Annotated in this window: 16 protein-coding genes and 1 pseudogene; 6 read left to right on the forward strand and 11 right to left on the reverse strand. The window is 61.4% G+C overall.

Annotated features, from left to right (window positions below):
• Positions 1-102: 102 nt before the first annotated feature.
• Both PMI34_RS21435 and PMI34_RS21430 read right to left on the reverse strand, forming a co-directional pair.
• Positions 103-1,014: pseudogene (locus PMI34_RS21435) on the reverse strand (LysR family transcriptional regulator).
• A gap of 66 nt (positions 1,015-1,080) precedes the next feature.
• The gene (locus PMI34_RS21430; RefSeq protein WP_008047554.1) at positions 1,081-1,671 is read right to left on the reverse strand and encodes an NAD(P)H-dependent oxidoreductase; all 591 of its coding nucleotides are present in this window, start codon (positions 1,669-1,671) and stop codon (positions 1,081-1,083) included.
• A 163-nt stretch (positions 1,672-1,834) separates the two neighbouring features.
• Between PMI34_RS21430 and PMI34_RS21425 the strand changes: the two genes are divergently transcribed.
• Positions 1,835-2,149, forward strand: coding sequence for a putative quinol monooxygenase (locus tag PMI34_RS21425; RefSeq protein WP_008047557.1), 315 nt, complete (start codon positions 1,835-1,837; stop codon positions 2,147-2,149).
• Here the strand turns inward: PMI34_RS21425 and PMI34_RS21420 are convergent.
• Positions 2,139-2,903 (reverse strand): sulfite exporter TauE/SafE family protein, encoded by a 765-nt coding sequence (locus tag PMI34_RS21420; RefSeq protein ID WP_008047562.1) that lies wholly within the window; start codon positions 2,901-2,903, stop codon positions 2,139-2,141. The genes PMI34_RS21425 and PMI34_RS21420 overlap by 11 nt on opposite strands.
• A gap of 220 nt (positions 2,904-3,123) precedes the next feature.
• On the opposite strand from PMI34_RS21420, the gene PMI34_RS21415 reads away from it, so the two are divergent.
• From PMI34_RS21415 to PMI34_RS21400, 4 genes are all read left to right on the forward strand, one after another.
• Positions 3,124-4,008, forward strand: coding sequence for a LysR family transcriptional regulator (locus PMI34_RS21415; RefSeq protein ID WP_008047564.1), 885 nt, complete (start codon positions 3,124-3,126; stop codon positions 4,006-4,008).
• Positions 4,009-4,050: 42 nt separating this feature from the next.
• Positions 4,051-4,629, forward strand: coding sequence for an NAD(P)H-dependent oxidoreductase (locus tag PMI34_RS21410; protein WP_008047566.1), 579 nt, complete (start codon positions 4,051-4,053; stop codon positions 4,627-4,629).
• 49 nt (positions 4,630-4,678) lie between these two features.
• Positions 4,679-5,050 (forward strand): MerR family transcriptional regulator, encoded by a 372-nt coding sequence (locus PMI34_RS21405; RefSeq protein WP_008047568.1) that lies wholly within the window; start codon positions 4,679-4,681, stop codon positions 5,048-5,050.
• A 106-nt stretch (positions 5,051-5,156) separates the two neighbouring features.
• Positions 5,157-5,501 (forward strand): cupin domain-containing protein, encoded by a 345-nt coding sequence (locus tag PMI34_RS21400; protein WP_007900627.1) that lies wholly within the window; start codon positions 5,157-5,159, stop codon positions 5,499-5,501.
• A 176-nt stretch (positions 5,502-5,677) separates the two neighbouring features.
• Here the strand turns inward: PMI34_RS21400 and mmsB are convergent, their stop codons facing one another.
• The gene (gene mmsB / locus PMI34_RS21395) at positions 5,678-6,565 is read right to left on the reverse strand and encodes a 3-hydroxyisobutyrate dehydrogenase (RefSeq protein WP_008047570.1); all 888 of its coding nucleotides are present in this window, start codon (positions 6,563-6,565) and stop codon (positions 5,678-5,680) included.
• 10 nt (positions 6,566-6,575) lie between these two features.
• Complete coding sequence (locus PMI34_RS21390) at positions 6,576-8,102, reverse strand: CoA-acylating methylmalonate-semialdehyde dehydrogenase (RefSeq protein ID WP_008047572.1); 1,527 nt, start codon at positions 8,100-8,102, stop codon at positions 6,576-6,578.
• A gap of 150 nt (positions 8,103-8,252) precedes the next feature.
• On the opposite strand from PMI34_RS21390, the gene PMI34_RS21385 reads away from it, so the two are divergent.
• The gene (locus tag PMI34_RS21385) at positions 8,253-9,200 is read left to right on the forward strand and encodes a LysR family transcriptional regulator (protein WP_008047574.1); all 948 of its coding nucleotides are present in this window, start codon (positions 8,253-8,255) and stop codon (positions 9,198-9,200) included.
• On the opposite strand, the gene PMI34_RS21380 is transcribed toward PMI34_RS21385, so the two are convergent.
• The 6 genes from PMI34_RS21380 to recC all read right to left on the reverse strand — a co-directional run bounded on the left by PMI34_RS21380 (position 9,197) and on the right by recC (position 20,918).
• Entirely contained in the window at positions 9,197-9,661 is a 465-nt protein-coding gene (locus tag PMI34_RS21380; protein ID WP_177318796.1) for an OmpA family protein, read from the reverse strand. The genes PMI34_RS21385 and PMI34_RS21380 overlap by 4 nt on opposite strands.
• A 44-nt stretch (positions 9,662-9,705) precedes the next feature.
• Positions 9,706-10,974 (reverse strand): diguanylate cyclase domain-containing protein, encoded by a 1,269-nt coding sequence (locus PMI34_RS21375; RefSeq protein WP_008047578.1) that lies wholly within the window; start codon positions 10,972-10,974, stop codon positions 9,706-9,708.
• Entirely contained in the window at positions 10,971-11,546 is a 576-nt protein-coding gene (locus tag PMI34_RS21370) for a YfiR family protein (RefSeq protein ID WP_008047581.1), read from the reverse strand. The genes PMI34_RS21375 and PMI34_RS21370 overlap by 4 nt, the downstream gene beginning before the upstream one ends.
• Before the next feature lie 119 nt (positions 11,547-11,665).
• Positions 11,666-13,768: an exodeoxyribonuclease V subunit alpha gene (recD, locus tag PMI34_RS21365; RefSeq protein ID WP_008047583.1), complete on the reverse strand. Its 2,103-nt coding sequence runs from the start codon at positions 13,766-13,768 to the stop codon at positions 11,666-11,668.
• The gene (recB, locus tag PMI34_RS21360; RefSeq protein ID WP_008047585.1) at positions 13,765-17,469 is read right to left on the reverse strand and encodes an exodeoxyribonuclease V subunit beta; all 3,705 of its coding nucleotides are present in this window, start codon (positions 17,467-17,469) and stop codon (positions 13,765-13,767) included. The genes recD and recB overlap by 4 nt, the downstream gene beginning before the upstream one ends.
• Positions 17,469-20,918 (reverse strand): exodeoxyribonuclease V subunit gamma, encoded by a 3,450-nt coding sequence (gene recC, locus PMI34_RS21355; RefSeq protein WP_008047587.1) that lies wholly within the window; start codon positions 20,916-20,918, stop codon positions 17,469-17,471. The genes recB and recC overlap by 1 nt, the downstream gene beginning before the upstream one ends.
• Positions 20,919-21,122: the final 204 nt, after the last annotated feature.

Genomic DNA, 21,122 nt, shown 5'->3' on the forward strand with positions numbered 1-21,122 from the left:
GAGAAACTCCCTGCGTGGATAAGTGATGCAAGGAGTATCCGGTAGCGATCACTGCCGAAAAATGCCCTCTGACCCAATTCACTTTTGCGCAGGGGTCACGAATCAGCTTTTGAAATCCGCGCTCGCATAATCCGCCAACTTGCCCTGGATAAAGTCCAGGAAGCATTGAATCCGCAAGGCCAGCTGCGAGTTGCGGTAGTACACCGCATTGATCGGCTGGCGTTAGCCGCTGTTGAATTCGGCCAGCAACACTTTCAAGCGTCCGGCACGAATGTCCTCGATGGTCATGAAATGCGACAGGCTGGCGATGCCCTGGCCGTCCAGTGCCAGATGGCGGATGGTCTCGCCGCTGGAGGCGCTGATCGACGCCTGGATCGGCCAGCGATCGCCATGCACATAACGCAGCGGCCATTGGTTGAGGCCTTCGTTCTGGGTGAACCCCAGCAGCGTATGGTTGGCCAGGTCAGCCACGGCTTGCGGTGTGCCGTGCTTTTCCAGGTACGCCGGGCTGGCGACAATGTGCAGCGGGCTGCAACCCAGGGAGCGGGCATGCAGTGTCGAGTCGGTCAGGGTGCCAATGCGAATGGCGATGTCGGTGCTCTGTTCCAGCAGGTCGATGATCAAGTCATTGCTGTTGAGTTCGAGCTGGATGTCCGGGTAGAGCCTGCGGAATTCATCGATGTAGGGCACGATGGCGTGCAGCATGAAAGGTGATGCCGCGTTGATCCGCAGACGCCCGGACGGTGTTTGCTGGCGTGAGGACAGGCGCTCTTCGAGCTCGTCCATTTGATCAAGAATGCGCTTGGCGTGCTCGAAGAAGTACTTGCCCTCCTCGGTCAGGTCCATGCGTCGCGTGGTGCGATTGATCAAGGTGGTGTCGAGCTTGGCCTCCAGCCGCGACAGCGTACGGCTGACCGCCGAAGGCGTCTGCCCGACCTGCTCGGCCGCCGCAGAAATCGACCCGCATTCAATCACGCAGACGAATATCTGCAATTCATCGGATCTGGCTTTCACGGGTGTCCTCGTTTGCGAATCGGCGCTGCGATCTTCCTGGCCGTTGCATCGGATAGTAGCCGAGCGTCATGCCTTGAGGCCAAACACCTCAGCCAAATGCTGCTCATAGCGCGCCACGTCGCCTTCGATGTTCGGGCGCTTCATCACGTCCACGCAGAGGAACGTCGGCAAACCGGTCATGCCCAGGAACTCGTTGGCCTTGTGGAACGGGAAGTACACCGCGTCCACGCCTTTGGCCTCAAAGAAGTCGGTCGGGTCGTCGAAGGCTTGCTGCGGGGCGTTCCAGGTCAGCGACAACATGTACTGCTTGCCGTGAATCAGGCCGCCGCTGCCGTACTTCTGCGACGCGTCCGAACGGGTGCGACCGTCGCTGGCATAGAGGCTGCCATGGCCCTCGGTGAAGACTTCATCGATGTACTTTTTCACGGTCCACGGTGCACCCATCCACCAACCGGGCATCTGGTAGATGATCACGTCGGCCCAGAGGAACTTGGCCACTTCTTCGGCGACGTCGTAGCCCTCGTCGATGAAGGTGGTTTTGACGTCCAGACCCCCGCGATCCAGCACGCTCAACGCGGCTTCATGCAGGGTGGTGTTGTAGCGGCCGTCGGAGTGCGCAAATTGTTTGCCGCCATTGAGCAACAGGACTTTTTTCATGGGAGGTCTCGGGAAGGGTCGGGAATTCGATGGCGGCAGAGTACCGGTCGGCCTCGCGCGGAATAAGCGTCGATTTGGCAAAATTCATTTGACCTACAAGCACAAATCCACAATCGATTGTTGCCTTAGACTGGTGCCCATTCTGACCTGAGGAGAGATGTAGATGAGTGAAATCCAGGGCTTCATCCTGCACGCCAAGACCCGCCCGGAAAAATCCGACGCCTTCGAAGCCTTTTTCAGCGGCTACGTGCAAGCGAGCCGAGCCGAACCCGGCTGCATCGAATACCACATGTTGCGCGACAAACAGGACCCGACCCTGTTCATCTTCTACGAAATCTGGCAATCCCAGGCCCACCTCGACGTGCACTCGAACCTGCCGCACATGAAGCAGTTCCTCGAGCAGCGCGATGAATACCTGGAACGGGACTTCGAAATCCGCGCCATCGAAATGATCAGCCCGTCGTCCGCTAGCCGCTGATCAGCAAATGGCCGCCCAACACACCCAGGCCAACGAAAAACACGCGTTTGAACCACAGGGCGCTGATCCGCTGGCGCAGCGATTGCCCCAGCCACATGCCGAGCATGGCCGGGATCAGCGCCAGCAGCGACGCGCTCAACTCGCCCCCGCCGAGCGCGCCGCGCCATAGCAAGCCACCGGCCAGGGCCAGGGTCGAGACGGTGAACGACAGGCCCAGCGCCTGCACCAGCTCGTCCTTGCTCAAGCCCAGTGCTTGCAGATAAGGCACCGCCGGAATCACGAACACGCCGGTGGCCGAAGTGATGACGCCGGTCAGCAGGCCACACAGCGGAGCGAGCCAGCGTTCGCTGCACCGCCCCACGCGCATGGTCGGCAGGCACAATCCACTCAGCGCATACAGCAACAACGCAGCGCCCAACCCTCGCACCACCCCATGGCCACCGCTCATGCCGATCCACAGCGTGCCTGCCCCGGTGCCGATGAAGATCGCCAGCAACATCGGCCACAGTCGTTTGATTAGCCCCGACAGATGCCCGCCGAAGGCCAGTTGCCAGAGGTTGGTCAAGGTCGCCGGGATGATCAGCAGCGCCGCAGCCTGCGTCGGTGCCATAGCCAGACCGAGCAGGCCCATGGCAACCGTTGGCAGGCCGAGGCCGATCACACCCTTGATCATGCCGGCCAGCACAAAGGTGCCGATCACCAGCAATGACAGGGCCAATCCGAGATTCTGGAAAAACGCCGAGAGTGTGTTCATGGGGCTATGGTGAGCCCGCGGGGGTTGATTGAAAATCTGCCATATACTGAGGTTGCCTCTTGCTTTGACAGAGGCTAAGAGTTTCGCTGAAGCGACTGGCCTCTTCGCGGGCAAGCCCGCTCCCACAGGTGACGCGATCCACTGTGGGAGCGGCGGTGCGGCGATCCGACTTGCTCGCGAAGGCGTCGTCCCAGACGACACACATCCTGAGGTTGCCGCAATGCACTTCGACCTGACCGACCTGCGCCTGTACCTGAACATCCTCGACTCCGGCAACATCACCGCCGGCGCGGCACGCAGTCATTTGTCACTCGCGGCGGCCAGCGCACGCATCCGAGCGATGGAGTCGTCGCTGGGCGTCGAATTTCTTCAGCGCAATCGTCGCGGGATCAGCCCGACGCCGGCCGGCAATGCCCTGGCCCGACACGCGCGGGTCCTGTTGCAACAGGCCGAACGACTGCAACAGGAACTGGCCGAATACGCCAAGGGCGTCAAAGGCCAGGTGCGGCTGCTGTGCAACACCACGGCAATCACCGAGTACCTGCCAGAGCAGCTCGCGGACTTCCTGCACAGCCATCCCAACCTCGACATCGACCTGCAGGAACTGCCCAGCGCCCGTATCACCCACGCCTTGCGCCAGGGCGCGGCAGACCTGGGCATCGTTTCCGATGCGGTGGACACCGATGACTTGCAGACCCGACCGTTCCGCGATGATCCGCTGGTGCTGATCATGCCCCGCGAACATCCCCTGGCACAGGCAACCTCGGTGAGCTTCACCGACACGCTGCATCACGACTACGTCGGCCTGAATGCCAACAGTGCGCTGGCGGTTTATCTCGAAGAACAGGCACTGCACGCCGGCCTGCGCATGCAGATTCGCATCCGCGCCGATGGCTTCGATGGCGTGATGCGCATGGTCGCCCGTGGCGCGGGCGTGGCGATTGTGCCGCTGGCCGCGGTCGAGCGCGGGTCAGGCGGCCTGCCCTTCAAGAGCCTCGCCCTGCAAGAACCCTGGGGCCAACGCAAATTGCTGCTCTGTACACGGGACTTCGCCGCATTGCCCGGCTATGCCAAGGCCCTGCTGCACGCCTTGACTCTCCCCTGAGGGGCAGACTTTATCCTTGAGGTTTGATCTTTAAGGACAGCGATGATGGGTAAACGAATACTGGTGATCCTCGGGCATCCGTCCAGCAACAGCTTCTGCGCCGCCCTTGCCGAGCGTTACACACTGTCGGCAGTGCGCGCCGGGCATGAGGTGCGTCAGTTGTTTCTCGGCACCCTGGATTTTGACCCGGTGCTGCGCGAAGGCTATCAGCAGGTCCAGCCGCTGGAGGCCGACTTGCGTAACGCCCAGGCCGACATCCTGTGGGCCGAACAGCTGACACTGGTTTATCCGATCTGGTGGGGCGGCGTACCGGCCTTGCTCAAGGGCTTTTTCGACCGGGTGTTCTTGCCGGGTTTTGCCTTCAAGTATCGCCAGGGCAAAGCCTTCCCCGACAAACTCCTGCACGGGCGAACCGCTCACCTGCTGGTGACCATGGACACGCCGCCCTGGTACTACCGCTGGATCTACCGCATGCCCGGTTTGCATCAGGTCCGTAAAACCACACTGGAATTCTGTGGCATCAAGCCAACCTGCACCCTCACCTTCGGGCCAATTCTCGGCGCCAGCGCAGATCGACATACGGAGTGGTTACGCCAGGCCGAAGCTATCGCCAGCGCTTGAGTCGGTCGATAATGCGCCGAGCTTTATCCTCGGAGAAAAGGACCTTCCCATGTACATCGGCCAAGCCGCGCAACGTTCCGGAACCACTGTCAAAAGCATCCGTCACTACGAGTCGATTGGCCTGTTGCCTGCCGCCCGACGTCAGGGCAAATACCGCATCTATGACCAGCACAGTGTCGATCTGCTGATGTTCATCAAATGTGCCCAGCAGCTGGGTTTCAGACTCAAGGAATTGCAGTCAGCCTTCGCCGGACATCAGGGCCCGCAGTTGCCATGGGAACGGGCCCATCAGGTCATCGCCAGCAAAAAACGGGAAATCGCCGAACGGATAGCGGCGCTGTCGCAACAGCACGCGCAATTGGTCGAGTTCGAAAACAGTCTCGAACAATCCAGGCTCGACTGCCCGTTGCCCCATCTCTGAAGACTGTGCGTTTCTGGACAGCTCAGTGTCGAGCACAGACAACTGACCCACGGACAGGCGCTATAGGGTTCGACTTCAGTTCTTGAGCCCACTGCCCGGAGTCATCATGACCGCACCGATTACCGTTCTTCGCGACACCCACCCGCTGCCCGTGCTCGACGCCTGCAAATGGGAAAAGCTCGAAGGCGACCCGCACACCGTCAACCTCAATGCCTACACCAGTGAAGACGGCAGCAAGATCATGGGCACCTGGATCTGCACGCCCGGCAAGTGGTATGTGGAGTATGTGAAGTGGGAGTACTGCCATTTCCAGGAAGGCTATTGCATCATCACCCCCGAAGGCATGGCGCCGATCCACCTGCGCGCCGGCGACATTTTTGTCATTGAGCCGGGGATGAAAGGCACCTGGGAAGTGGTGGAAACCGTGCGCAAATATTTCGTGTTTGCCTGATGCAAAAAAACCGGGGGTCACCCGACGTGATCTCCCGGTCAAAAGTCTTCAGGTAAACGCCGTACCCTGTGGGAGCGAGCTTGCTCGCGATAGCGGTGGGTCAGTCACCATCAATGTCGACTGTAACGACCTCATCGCGAGCAAGCTCGCTCCCACAGTTTCTTGCCACAGCCTTGCTATTGCGGTTTGCGATAGCCGTTGATGATCGCCGAGAAGTCCTGACCACCTTCCCCACGCAAACTCATCGCCTGATACAACTGCTGGGCCACCGCGCCGAGTACCACCGGCTGGTGCGCCTGACGCGCCGCTTCGGTCGCCAGCCCCAGATCCTTGAGCATCAGTTCGGCACCGAAACCACCGGTGTAACCGCGCGAAGCCGGCGCCGTTTCAACGATGCCCGGCCATGGGTTGTACATCTCCGAACTCCAGCAACGCCCGGTAGAGCTGTTGATGATGCCCGCCAGCACCTTGGTGTCGATGCCCAGCGCGTCGCCCAGCGCCATGGCTTCGCTGACGCCGACCATGGAAATCCCCAGCAGCAGGTTGTTGCAGATTTTAGCGATTTGCCCGGTGCCGACCTCACCACAATGGACGATGTTGCGGCCCATTTGCGCCAGTACCGGTTGCAGGGTGGCGAACAGTTCGGGAGTGGCACCGACCATGAAGGTCAGCGTCCCGGCTGCTGCACCACCGGTGCCGCCAGAGACCGGCGCATCGGCCATGGCCACACCCTGTTTGGCAGCGGCGGTGGCTACGTCCCGCGCGGTCTGTGGATCGATGGTGCTGCAATCCACGGCCGGAACACCTTTGCCGATACCGGCGAGCACGCCGTCTTCACCCAGCCACACGCTGCGTACATGCACCGCGGCAGGCAGCATGGTGATGACCAGTTCGGCACCTTCTGCCGCTTCACGGGCCGATGCGCTGATACTGCCGCCCAGTTGTTCCAGTTCCGCCAGCACGGCTTTGTTCAGGTCCACCAGGCGCAGTGCATGGCCGGCCTTGATCAGGTTGCGCGCCATCGGCGCCCCCATGTTACCCAGGCCGATAAAAGCGATTTTCATGTCCGGCTCCTTAACGCAGGTTGATGGTGGTGTTCACACCGTCGTTGACGCTGTTGTCATCGAACCAGCGACTGGTGACGGTCTTGGTCTGAGTGTAGAACTGCACCACTTGCTTGCCGTACGGGCCGAGGTCGCCGAGCTTGGAACCACGCGAACCGGTGAAGCTGAAGAACGGGACCGGCACCGGAATCGGGATGTTGATGCCGACCTGGCCGACGTCGATTTCGTTCTGGAATTTACGTGCCGCCGCGCCGCTCTGGGTGAACAGGCCCGTGCCGTTTCCGAACGGGTTGGCGTTGACCAGGGCGATGGCCTCGTCGAGCGTATTGACCTCCAGCACCACCAGCACCGGGCCGAAGATTTCCTGGGTGTAGATCTGCATGTCGGTGGTCACGCCGGAGAACAGGGTCGGGCCGACAAAGTTGCCCTTCTCGTAACCGGGAACCGAAATCTCGCGACCGTCCAGCTCCAGTTTCGCGCCTTCCTTGATGCCGCTCTCGATCAGGTCGAGAATCCGTGCCTTGGCCTTTTTCGAGATCACCGGGCCGACGTCGGTGCCCGGCTCGCTGCCGGCATTGACCTTGAGCTTCTGCGCCAGCGCCTTGAGATCCGGCAGCCACTGCTTGGCCGCGCCCACCAGCACCACCACCGAGGTGGCCATGCAGCGTTGACCGGCAGCGCCAAAACCGGCACCCACCAACGCATTCAGCGCTTGCTCGCGATTGGCGTCCGGCAGCACCACGGCGTGGTTCTTGGCGCCCATCATCGATTGCACGCGCTTGCCGTGTTTACCGGCCAGGTCATAGACATGAGTGCCGACGGCGGTTGAACCGACGAAGGAAACCGCCTTGATGTCCTTGTGGGTGCAGAGCCCGTCCACCACGTCCTTGCCACCATGCACGACGTTGAGCACGCCGGCCGGAATGCCGGCCTCAATCGCCAGTTCCACCAGGAGCATGGTCGACATCGGGTCCTGTTCCGACGGCTTGAGTACGAAGGTATTACCGCAGGCGATGGCCATCGGGAACATCCACAGCGGAATCATCGCCGGGAAGTTGAACGGGGTAATGCCGGCGCACACGCCGATCGGCTGGCGCAGGGTGTAGGTGTCGACGCCACCGGCGACGTTTTCAGCGAATTCACCCATTTGCAGGCTGCCGATGGAGCAGGCGTGCTCGACCACTTCCAGCCCACGGAATATATCGCCTTCGGCGTCGGCAATGGTCTTGCCCTGCTCTGCGCTCAGGACCGCGGCGATGCGCTTGGAGTGTTCGCGAATCAGCGCCTGGAGCTTGAGCATGATGCGCATCCGCGCGCCGATGGGCGTCAGCTTCCAGGTCTGGAAAGCACGATGGGCGGCGCTGATGGCCGCGTCGACTTCTTCGGCGGTGGCAAACGGCACCTTGGCCAGCACCTGTTGGGTCGCCGGGTTGATGATGTCGTGCCACTCGGTGGTCTTGGATTCGACCCACTCGCCGTCAATCAACAGCTTGACCTTCTGCACGGTGGTTTCGTTGGGCGTGAGTGATACGTTCATGTGGGCCTCCGGATGCTTGTTTTTATCTTGGGAGCCAGGGAGAGATAGTCGCCCTGAGATGAGCTATGTGTCGCGAATTGGTTGTCGGACTGTTTTTGGAGTATAGATGTGCAAACATCTAATAAGAACGCACATTAAAACCGGTCCAACATGCAAAAAAACATCACCTCCCTCGGTTCGCTGAACTGGGATGACCTCAAGTTTTTCCTCGAAGTCTCCCGCACCCGCAAAGCCAGCACCGCGGCCAAGCGCCTGGCGGTGGACTACACCACCGTGTCGCGGCGCATCAGCTCCCTGGAAACCGCATTGGGCACTTTGCTGTTCGAAAAATCCCGGACCAGCGGCTTCGTTCTGACCGCCGAGGGCCAGCGGTTGATGGGGTATGCCGAGTCGATCGAGAGTACCCTGCACATGGCGTGCGAGCAGGTTTCCGGTTCCGGCGTGGCACTGTCCGGTCATGTGCGCATGGGCTGTACCGAAGGCTTCGGCAGCTTTTTCATCACGCCACAGCTGAGCCACTTCGTCGACACCTACCCGGCGATCTCAGTGGATATCCTGCCGCTGCCGCACTTCATCAGCCTGTCCAAGCGCGAGGCCGACATCGTCATCGCCCTGGAGCGGCCGGAGCATGGCCCGTACGTCTGCTGCAAGCTGTGCGACTACCGATTGCAGCTGTACGCGACCCAGGAATACCTGGACAACCACCCGCCGATCCGCAAACCAGCCGATTTGGCCAAGCATTCATTTATCAGTTATGTCGACGACCTGGCGTTCAGCTCGGAGCTGCTGTACCTGGCCAACGTATTGCCCGGGGCCAGTGCCAACCTGCGCAGCACCAGCGTGATTGCGCAGTTCGTGGCCGCGCAGCAAGGACGCTCACTGGCGATCCTGCCGTGCTTCCTCGCCACCCAGGACCCGCGCCTGCTGCCGGTGTTGCCACAGGAAATCAACATCACCCGACAGTTCTGGATGTACTGCCGCGAGGACCTGCGCAAGCTCAAGCGGATCACCCTGTTGTGGGATTACATCCGCCAGGTGACCGAGCAGAATCAGGGCCTGTTGATGGGGGAAAGCCGGGAGATGCTGTTTGCCGATTAGTCGGAGCTGACCACAATCGCCACCCGGCGATTTTCGGTGCGGCCACTGGATGTGCTGTTGCTGGCCACCGGCACGCTGCTGCCCAGGCCACGCAGCTGGATGTTTTCCTGTTTCATGCCGACGGTGTTGAGCACCTTGGCAACGCTTTTCGCCCGACGCATGGACAGTTGCTCGTTGTAAGCCTCTTTGCCCGATGCATCGGTGTGACCATCGACCCGTACTCGTTCGATACCCACCCCCAACAACGCCTTGCCGATGCGTTCGACGATCTCGGTGCTCTGCTTGTTCAGGCTGTCATCGTCGCTGCCGAACAACACCTTGCCGGACAAACCGAAGGCCCAGCCATCGTCGGTCAGCTCGAAACCCTGCTGTTTCAGCACGGCGATTTGCGCCGGGGTCAGGCCTTTTGGCGGGGTGGTCTGGCAACCGGCCAGGCTCAGCAAGGCCACGAGCAGGGTCATGGTGAAAAAACGCAGGGAACGCGGGTTGAATGTGAACACGTAAATCAGCTCCTGTTTTGAACATCGGCGGCGGGGTGCTCCGACCCTGCCGTGTACTGTGCGCCTCGGGACAGGCGCTTGGCCTGGTACATCGCGCCATCGGCGGCGTTGAGCAGGGCACCCGGCGTTGCGCCATGATCCGGGTACACCGCGACGCCGATACTGAGTGAGGTCAGTACCTGGGTACTGCCCGGCAATGGAATCGGCATGTCCATGCTGGACAGAATCTTGTCGGCAATCCGTTCGGCGTCTTCGGTCTTGTGCAGTGGCGTCAGCAACACGGCAAATTCATCGCCACCCAACCGCGCCACCAGATCCCCTTCCCGCAGTTGCGCCCGAACCCGATTGGCCACGGCCACCAACACCGCATCACCCGCCGCATGGCCGAAACTGTCGTTGATCTCCTTGAAGCGATCGCTGTCGAGAAACAGCACCGCCACGCGCTCGCCGAGCTTGTTGGCGTTGCGCAACGCGCGCATCAGGCGACCTTCGAAAAACGCCCGATTGGGTAATCCGGTGAGGCTGTCGTGGCTGGCCTGGTGAGCCAGGGATTCGTTTTCGCTTTGCAGGTGCGACTGCCAGGCTTCGAGTTCATCGAGCAGGGCATTGAAGTCGATACCGAAATTATCGAGTTCGGCAATGTCGGCGGGCGGCACACGCTTGTCGAAGGCGCGGTCACTGCGCGCGGCGTGGGCGACGGCGGCCAGGTTGCGCAGGGGCTTGATGATCCCGCGAAGTTGTCGGCGCGCCAGGAAGAGCGCAACCCAGGCGCTGATGGCCGTGCACACCAGGATGCCCACCAGACCGCTGAGCAAAAAGCGCATCAGGCTGGCGCCATGACCGGTGAGCCTGATACTGCCGACTTCCTGCCCTTGATGGAGGATCGGCATGCTCATGGGTTCTTCCAGAAACGCTTTGGCGATGTGCAATTCGAGATCGGACACCCAACCGGTTTCCGGTCGTTGCCAGCGAGCCAACAACTGACCCTGTTGATCGAACACCTGAGCGTCGGCCACCTCTTCGGTGGAGGCAATCAACGCCAGCGCTTCGGTGGTGGCGGGTTTGTCGTTGAACACCACCGCGGCTTCCACGGTGTAGCTGATCGAGCGCGCAATCAGGTGCAGGTTGTGATCGGCGTACACGCGCAAGGCCAGCACGCCGAGCAACGTCAGTGAAACACTGGCCATGGCGACGCCCACCAGCGCAACGAGCAAATTGCCGCGACCGATGACCGAATGCAAAGTCGGGCGGCTGCCCGGTTTCAGTAGTTTCATGGCGCCGCCGGCTTGCGGCGCGAGAGTTGCAACACACTCGGATGAATGCGTACGCCGCTGCGGGCGACAGAGTCGAGATTGACCTCGAACGACACTTGCTCGTCGCCGACCCGCAAGCAAAACAGGCTGCCGACGGTGCATTGCTCATCGCTCTCACTGATGCTCAACACCGGATGCCCGATCAACGCGGCGAACAATCGGCTGCGTTCTACGCCGGTCAGCTTGCCGATATAAACCGCATCGCAGTCACTGACAATCGAAGGGTTGTCTGCCAACAAGCGTTGCACCGTGACAGGTCGACCCGTCGCCTGGGTCGTACCCTTGACCAGGTCGTCGGTGTATTCGGTAGGGCCGACCAGGCACAAGCGCAGCAGCAAAGGTTCAACGGGCCAGCGGGCATAGCTGAGGATGCCGAGGACCACCTGGGTAACCGCTTTGGCGCGTTGGTCCGCCATGCCCACCGGGGCTTGCGATTGAGCGAAAACGACGCTGGCCAGCAGACAAAGAAGAATGGCAACCAGCGCTTTTCTACAGCCAACGACGCGCTCTGTCGTCCTGACAGCCACCTTCATGCAGGGATACTCTTTGACCGTAGCGAAATGATGCCGCAACGATAGCACAGCGAGGAAATGCCAGCGAGGCCACGTACTACGCTGCTTTGGACAATTTCCTACAACCGCTCACTGACCTTTCAGCCTGCCGGCTCGCTGCCGTCCTTGAGTTCCAGCATCAGCCCGCTCAAACGTTTGACCCGGCGTTTCACCGCCTCTTCAAACACCCCCGCACGGGACTCGATCAAGGTGAACCAGTCCTTGGCCCGGGTAATGCCGGTGTAGATCAATTCCTTGGTGAGTACCGGATTCAAGGCATCGGGAAGAATCAACGCGGTATGCGCGAACTCCGATCCCTGGGATTTATGCACGGTCATGGCGTACACGGTTTCGACATCATTCAGGCGACTGGGCAGGACAAATCGCACGCCACCCTGGCCATCATTGCGTGGGAATGCCACACGCAGAACCTGTTTTCCGTGGCCATCCTGTTCCGGGAGCTTGAGGGCAATGCCGATATCGCCATTCATTAAACCCAGCCCGTAATCATTGCGGGTCATCAGCACAGGACGACCTTCGTACCACTGCTGGTCGCTGTCGATCAGCCGCGCCCTGAGCAAAGCCTCCGTCACCCGCTGGTTCAAGCCCTCGACACCCCACGGCCCCTTGCGCACGGCACATAGCAACTGGAACGCGTCGAAGGCCTGCAGCACTTGCCGAGCCCAATCAATCCAGCGCGAATCTTCCAGCGGGCTGTCCAGTGGCGGGCGCTGATTGCGCAGCACGCTCAGGTAATGTCGATAACCCTGCGGGCCCTCACCGTGGCCGTCGAGAAGCAAGCGTTCCAGGGCCCGATCCTGCTCCCCCTTGAGGGACAAACAATACACATCGTCATGGCTTCGCGCCGACAGCAACTTGCGGGCTTCTTCGGGTTGCTGCTGGTTGACCCAGCGAGCCAGTTGGCCAATGCCGCTACCTTCACCAAATCGCCGGGAATGGCGCAACATCACGACCTGTTGAGCCAATGGATGAGTGCCCCGGGCGTCCTCCTGCAAGCCGCTGGCCTGCAGGTTTTCGCCACTGACGGATTCCAGCCACTGGCGGGTCTGCGGGCTGTACCAGCCAGCCTCCGCGTCGCGACACAGGTCCCCCAGAACCGCACCGGCTTCTACCGACGCCAATTGATCCTTGTCACCCAACAGCACGAGGCGCGCATGGGCGGGCAAGGCGTCGAGCAGGTTGGCCATCATTTCCAGGTCGATCATCGAGGCCTCGTCCACCACCAACACATCCAGCGGCAGGCGATTGCCCGCATGGTGCCGGAAATGACGAGTCCCGGGACGGCTGCCAAGCAGACGGTGAACGGTGGTGACGTCGGACGGAATCTTTTCCCGAACGTCCTCCGTGACCTTCAAGGTCCGGACTTGCTGGCTGATGGATTCCGTCAGACGCGCCGCGGCCTTGCCGGTCGGTGCGGCTAGGCGAATGCGCAGGGGTATGCCGACCTCGACCGCCGGCGCCTGGAGCAACGCCAGCAAGCGCACGACGGTGGTGGTCTTGCCGGTTCCCGGCCCCCCCGTGACGATGCTGAAAGCGCTACGGGTCGCCAGGGCGCAGGCCAGCTTCTGCCAGTCGATCACGTCACCCGGCCGGGCAGGACCAAACAACCCGGTGAGACGCTGGAGCAAGTCGCCCGGCGTGGATTCGTGTTCCGTCAGACGCTCGCGCAGCGAGATGTCGATCCGCCGCTCGTAGGCCCAATAGCGGCGCAGGTACAAGCGTTTGCCCGATAACACCAAAGGCCGGTCGCGCACGTTGTCACGACTGTCAGCGGCCAGCGCGACCAGGTTGCTGGCGGCCAGCACCTTGCACCAATGAGCACCGTCCAGCGATCCCAGCAATTGCGAGGGCAACAGCATCGCGCCGCCTTGCACGTCCCCTTCGGGTGGCAGCGACAGGGCGAAGTCCGGTTCTTTCAGCGTCTCGAACAGATCAAGGCAGACATGCCCGTGGCCCAACTGGTGGCTGGTCAGCGCGGCTGCCAGCAACACCAGCGGATCATCCTCCGGGGCCAGTTCATGCAGAAACGCCACAAAGGCTTTGTCCAGCGCGCGCAACCAGCCACGCTCGACCCAACGCGCGAGCAACAACAGCAAGTCGTCGGCACGACTCAGCGGCGCCAGATCGGCCAGGCTTTCGGCTGCCAGCGATGTGGGCAACAAATCGGTGAATGTGCGACTCATAACAGTACTCCCTGTTCCCAGGCGGGCTCGGCCTTGGGTTCTGGCTTGCCCTGGAACAGCCTGTCCAGACGTTCGATCAGTTCTCTTGGCGGCCGGGCGAAAAACACACCCTGGCTGGTCGCGCGCGTACCGCGCAAAAACAGGTACAACGCACCGCCGACATGCCGGTCGTAGTCGTAGTCGGCGAGCCGCGCCTTGAGCTGACGGTGCAGGGCCAACAGGTACAACACGTATTGCAGGTCATAACGGTTGTCGAGAATCGACTGCTCCATGGCCTGCGCGGTGTAGGCCGCATCATCGACGCCGAGCCAGTTGGATTTGTAGTCGGCCACGTAATAGCGGCCGTCATGTTCGAACGTCAGGTCGATGAAGCCCTTGAACATGCCGTTGAGCAGCACCGGTTCGGCGGCCACCCGGGCCACGCCGTTATGGGTGTATTGGCACACCAGCGCATCGAGCTTGAGCACATCGACCTTATGGCTGGCGAACCAGAACTCCATCTCGACCTGATACTGCGTCAACTGGCCGAATATCACCGGTGCCTGACCGCCGCCCAGTTGCAGCGGCGACTTGAGCAGATGCTGCAGCCAGTCACTCAAGGTGCTGATCCAGCCCTCCCAGCCTCGACGGTTGCAGCGACGGGCAATGGCGTCGATCACCTCTTGTGGTGCCGCAGCAAAACCCTCGCCTCCCGCCCATTCGAGCAAGCCATGGAGGAAGGTGCCGGGGTTCGGGCCGCGCGGGAAGCGATGGATATCGCCGCCACCGGCCACCACTTCCCTGGGGGCCTGCGGGTCGAGGCGCTCGTCATCGAACAGTTTTTGCGCCTGCGGGCTCTCCGGCGCCTCGTCGGTGCCGACACTCAGGGTGTCGCCAATGCGCAACGCGCTGTAGGAAGCGATCCACCAGTTTTCACTGGCCTTGCGCTTCGGAACCAGTGGAACCAGCAGTGCCGCATCGTTTTGCGGTGGCTGGTAATGCACCGTTGTCGCTTCAGGCATCTCGGCATACGCCAGCGCCGGGCAGTCCTGTTGCAGGTCCCGCAACCAACGCTGCAACGCCGGGGAGTCGGCCAAAGGCGCACCACCGCCCAGCAGATAACCCAATGCCGACAGATGCAGCACCGAGCCATTGTTATTGCCGCGCTTGAGGTCGGCCACCCCCAGCCAGCAGGCGTGTTGCGCCCGGGTCAGGGCGACATAGAGCAAGCGCAGATCCTCGGCCAGACGCTCATCGTCAGCCAGGGCAATCAATTCTGCCGTCGGTTTCAACGTGACCTGGGCATTGCCGGATTCATCGTGGTAATGCAGCGGCAGGCGACTGCCATCCACCGGTTTCGCCGAGCAAATGAACGGCAGGAACACCAAGGGGTATTCAAGGCCCTTGGACTTGTGAATGGTCACGACCTTGACCAATTGCTCATCACTTTCCAGACGCAGGATCTGCTCTTCGCCAGCCTGCCCGGACAACGCCAGATGCTCGGACAAATGCCGGATCAGGGCTTGCTCGCCATCGAGTTCGGCGGCGGCTTGTTGCAGCAGTTCGAAAAGGTGCAGAAGGTTGGTCAACACGCGCTCGCCGTCACTGCGGGCGATCAACGCCTGGGGCAGGCGGAAGTCGTGCAGCAAGCGTCGCAGCATCGGCAATACGCCCTGCTTGCGCCAGACTTCGCGATAGCCACGGAACTGCATGACCCGGGACTCCCAGGCCAACTCGTCCTGATTGAGCCGCTCCAGCTCAATCAACGAAAGGTTCAACGTGATGCTGGCCAACGCGGCCCGCAGCGGTCGCTCGACATCCGGCTCGGCGCAAGCCTTGAGCCAGGTCAGCACGTCATGCGCCTCCTGGGCGGCGAACACCGAGTCCTTGTCCGACAGGTAAACACTGCGCACGCCGCGGGCGGCCAATTGCCCACGAACCGCCTGCGCCTCCTTGCCGTCGCGCACCAGGATGGCGATATCCGCCGGCAGCAGGCCCCTGAAGGCTTTGCCGTCCTGGGTGAACCCCGCTCGCCCCTGCTGCCCGCCATTGAGCAATGCCGCGATTTCACTGGCGCAGGCAGCCGCCAGTTGTTGCCGGTACACCGCACCGGACAACGGTTGTTCGGCCGGCAAGTGCCAGATGTTCAAGGCAGTGACTGCCTGATCATTGATGCGCAAGACTTCCTTGCGGCCCTGAGAGGCAACCGGCGTGAACGGCACCGGGTTGTCGCCATTCTTCTGCCGGAAGAGGAAAGCGCCGCGTCCTGACTCCCGGGCCTCGGCGCGCTCGAACACATGGTTCACCGCGTTGACCATGCCATGGCTTGAGCGGAAGTTGGTACCCAGGGTGTGCAGGCGGCCGGTGGTGGCCTGCCGGGCGCGCAGGTAGGTATGGATGTCGGCGCCGCGAAAAGCGTAGATCGCCTGTTTCGGGTCGCCGATCAGGAACAGACCGCACTCGGGGCTGTTCTCTTCAATGCGGTAGATGCTCTCGAAGATCCGGTATTGCACCGGGTCGGTGTCCTGGAATTCATCGATCAGGGCGACCGGAAACTGTTCACGAATCAGGGTTGTCAGTCGTTCGCCGCCATCGGACTGCAAGGCCGCATCAAGGCGCAGCAACATGTCGTCGAAACCCATTTCCGCGCGGCGGCGTTTCTCCTCCTCGAATCGCGTCCCGACCCAGCGGGCTGCGTGCTGCAGCACGGCGGCATCAGGCGTCGGCAACCCATCGAGACAGGCCTTGAGACCGGCCATCGCATCGAGCCCCGGATGTCGAGGCGCTTCGCCCTTCCAGGCTTCGGCCATGCCATCCGGGGTCAGGCGAGTGAAACCGGTGCCGATATCCAGTTGTTCAAGGGATTCGTCCTCGGCCCAGGCTTTGATCTTTTCAAACCAGGGCTCGAAGTAGCGTGCCTGCATCTTGCGACCGTCGACAGCCTTGCCGGCAACGCCCTGGTGACAGATGGCAAGCAACTCGTCCGACCACTGCAGCCAGGGTTTCTTGAGCTCGATCAGGGCCGCCCGTCGCTCTTGCAAGCATTGCGAAATCACTTCGGCGGGTTCTTTGCCTTCATGCGCATCCCGCTCGCTGGCGAACAGCGCGCGAATGCGCGGCAGCAACGCCGCCGGCCCGCCCCAGTTGCTGCGCACCCAATTCAAGGCATCACCTTGCATCGGGTAACAGAACAGCCGCCAGTAATCGCGCAGGACTTCCCCCAGCAAGTCGCTGTGGTCGGTTTCCAGTGTCTGGGTAAACAGGCTGCCGCTGTCGAACGCGTGCTCGCGCAACATGCGCTGGCACCAACTGTGGATGGTCGACACCGCTGCCTCGTCCATCCACTGGGCGGCGATATCCAGGCGGTTTGCGCACCCCGGCCATTGCTCGGGCAAGTACTGATCGCGCAACTCGGCAATCAGGCTGTCGGGGGCCGGTGTTTCATCGCGAAAATATCGTGCGGCCTCGGCGAGCCGCGTGCGAATGCGTTCGCGCAGCTCTTTGGTCGCGGCGTCGGTGAACGTCACGACGAGGATCTGCGGGGGCAAGAGCTCACGTCCGAAGCCACTGCGCTCTCCACCACCGTGCTCTCCACCATTGCCAAGCACCAGGCGCAGGTACAACGCGGAAATGGTGAACGTCTTGCCGGTCCCGGCGCTGGCTTCGATCAGTTGACTGCCACGCAGCGGGAATGCCAGGGCCAGAGGTGTCTTCGTGCTCATCAGCGCGACTCCTCGCTGGACAGTGAACGCCAGGGCGCTTCAAGAAGCGGGCGATAGAGCGCGTCACACCACTGGGGGAACGTCTCGTCGGCGACCAAGGCATCGTAATCGGCGAATTGGCGCGCGAGCGCCGGACTTTCGCGACGCTCTCCGTCCGTCGTCTGCCCATCCCCTTCGTAGGCCTTGCGCGCAGCGGCCTCGGCTTTGACCGGGTCGGTTTGCCCCAGCCACGCGAAGGCAGTCTTGACTGCGATCGGCAGTGGCTGGCGCATGCCCGACTGCCAGGCCATCAACAGGTCACCGAGAATTGTCCGCGCCGTGGACTGCTCCAGCGGACCGAGCAACAGGCTGTCGTCGCTGGCCACCAATGCGGTGGTCAGCGCCATGCCACTGGCACAAGCCATCAGATGATTGACCCACGGGCGTGTCAGTCGATGCCATTTGCGCGACTTGATCGAGCCGATGCTGTTGGGGATCGTTGTGACAGACAACAAACCACCATCAGCACGCTGATGCAGGCCGCTGAGCCAGCCCTCGATGTGCAGGCTCTGCAGTTCAAGACTGACGGGCAACGCGCTGCTGAGCGGTGTTGGCCACAGCGCCAGGAGCTGTTGGTGACGTTGCAGCAAGTCAGGCAATGGCTCGATCAACTCCCGTTGCAGGCACTCACCGAATCCGGCCAAGGGCAGCAGCCCGCTGTTCTGCAAACGTTTCGCCTGATCCTCCAGTGCCTGTCCGGGATTTTCAGGATCTGCCAGCGCCGCTTCGAGCAAACGATCGCTGAGGCTGTAACGCTGCAACGCATCCAGGACAAAAGGCTCTTCATCGGCCAACGGCACTTCGGCCGCCTCGAAGAAGACTTTCAGTCGCTGGCTGAAAAAGTGCCGTACCGGATTGCGAAGGAAATCCTGCACCTGACCGAGGCTCAGTGGCTCGTCCTGAACGTGGGGCCCGAGTACTTCGGCGCTTGCCTGTTGCTCTGCCGCTTGATGAAGCACCTGCCACTCGCTGGCGTAGCTGAACGACTCATCCCCGTCGTGAAAGTAGCGAGCACTGAAGGGTTGCAATGGGTGTTCCCGGGTCATGGCTTCCAGCAGATCCTCGTCGCATTGCAGCAATCGCCAACCGCTGGCCAAGTGGTCACGCAACTGGCCGATCAGCACCGAGGCAGGCCGCTCGCTGTTATCGCGGATGCTTCGGCCCACCCAACTGATGTAGAGCTGGTCCCGTGCCGACAGCAAGGCTTCCAGTAGCAGGTAGCGATCATCTTCGCGCCGGGAGCGGTCACCCGGACGGTAATCACTGCCCATCAGGTCGAAATCCAGCGGCGGTTGCGCGCGGGGATAATCGCCGTCATTCATGCCCAGCAGGCACACCAGTTTGAACGGGATAGCGCGCATGGGCATCAAGGTGCAGAAGTTGACCGCACCGGCCAGAAAACGTTGGGACAAACGGCCCTGATCCAGACCTGCAAGCCAGGCTTCACGGACGACAGTCAGCGGCAACTCGTCCTGCAAGCCGACGGATTCGCAGGTCTCGAGCCAGGTCTCGCGCAGCTCTTCGAGCTGGGCCAGCAAGTAGTCATCGTGTTCGTTGCCGGCAAGGAAGAACAACTGCACCAACGCCTGCAGGCGCAAGCCCCATTGCCCCGGCGATGCCGGCTGAGAGAGTTCGTGGTGAGCCACTTCCAGCGCGTCCAGCAGCGCCACCAGCGGACCGATGAGCGCAGCGTCCAGGCCACCGATCTCGTCGTAGGGTTCGATACCCTCATAAGCATTGGCGCTGCCAACGGCATAACCGAGCAACATCCGTCGCAAGCCGAAACGCCAGCTGTTTTGCTCCAGCTCATTCGGTAGCCCGAGCCCGGCACGTTGCTCGGCATTCATGCCCCAGCGAATGCCGGCACCTTCGATCCAGCGGTGCAGCGTCGGCAGGTCACGCTCCTCGACGCCAAAACGAGCGCGCAGTGCGGGGACGTCCAGCAGATCGAGAATCTCACTAACGGGGAATCGACTGTCAGGCAACTTGAGCAGGTGCTCGACAGCAATCAGCAATGGATCGCGACCACGCTGGCCCTGGTCAGCCAGGGTAAACGGAATGAAGCGAGAGTCCTGGCGGTCAAGCTGACCAAACACGGCACGAATATGCGGTGCGTAGCTGTCGATGTCCGGGACCATCACGATGATGTCCCGGGGCCGCAAGGTCGGGTCGGCGCTGAAGCGCGCGAGCAGTTGATCGTGGAGGATCTCGACTTCTCGCTGGGCGCTATGGGCGATGTGAAAACGGATCGACTCGTCCTGCTCAAGATCGATAGCGGGCCAACGCTCCCGAGTCTCGTTGAGGGGGCGCAACTCGAGGATGTCGTCCTGTAACTGGTTGAGTACGTTCAGCGGCTGACCGTCACTGAACAGGTCAATGCGTCCGTCACGGAATGCCGAACGATAGCTGTTGGGATCGTCATAACTGTCGAGCAGGTTGATGTAGTCCCGTCCCTGCTTGCCCCAGGCAGCCAGCAGCGGGTGGGCATGCTGGTGGAGGGTTTGCGGATCGATCACTACCGGCATGCCACTCTTGCGGGCCTGACGCTTGTATTGATGCCGCAACAGGTCTTTATCGGCGACGATGTCCGCCCAATGGTGACGACACGGGTTGTGTACACACAGCAGGACCTGGCTGAATCGTGCCAGTCCCGCCAATGCTTCCAGGGCTTGAGCAGGCAGCGAAGAAATCCCGAAAACAATCACTCGCGAGGGTAATCCCTTGGGGGCGGCTTCAAGTTGGTTGATACGCTCGACAAATCGCTGATGGACACCGGCACGGCTTTGCGCCATGCCTTCTGCTCCCACATCCAGCAAGAGCGCGCGCCATAACTCTGCCTGCCAGCAATTGGCCGGGGTCAGGGGTTTGGCTTCGCCCCTGGCGTTTCTTGTTTGATGGCGACCTTCAGCCCAGTCTTCGAGCCAGTCAGCTCGGTACACCTGATACTGGTCGAACAGATCCGCCAGACGCTCAGCCAGTTGATAGCGTTTGCGCAGGTCGGAGTCATGGGTCAGGAAACGCTGCAGCGGCTCGAAGTGCGGTTGGTTGATCAACTGCGGCAGCAGGCGCATCAGGCGCCAGGTCAGCGGGGCTTTATCGAGCAGGGACTTGACCGGAATTTCGTCGCGGCCAAGGACCATGCGATAGAGCTGCCACATGAAGCTGCCGGGTAACTGCACGTCGATGGCGGCAGCGATGCCGCAGCCTCCCATGTCGTCTTCTTCAGAATCTTCCGCCAGTGCCAGCTTCAGCCATTGGGCAATGCCATTGCTTTGCACCAACGCGATTTCATTCTCCAGGGGAGCCAGCGGGTAGCGCCGCATCCAGCTGACCACCAGGCTGCGCAACTCGTCCAGGCGGTTGCCGTGAACCACCATAAAACCAGCACTGAGGGACGTCGCGTCCGGCATAAAGGCTTCCTTGGAAAATACAAACGCCAGGGGCGAACCTTAGCATTGTCGGGAGACGGTGACAGCGTGAACCGGTCCGGTATTGCTGTATGAGTTTTCCCGCGGACAAAAACAAAACCCCAACTGCTTTCGCAATTGGGGTTTCGGAATTTAATCTTGACGATGACCTACTCTCACATGGGGAAACCCCACACTACCATCGGC

It is taken from the genome of Pseudomonas sp. GM74 (assembly GCF_000282455.1).
Classification (GTDB): Bacteria; Pseudomonadota; Gammaproteobacteria; order Pseudomonadales; family Pseudomonadaceae; genus Aquipseudomonas.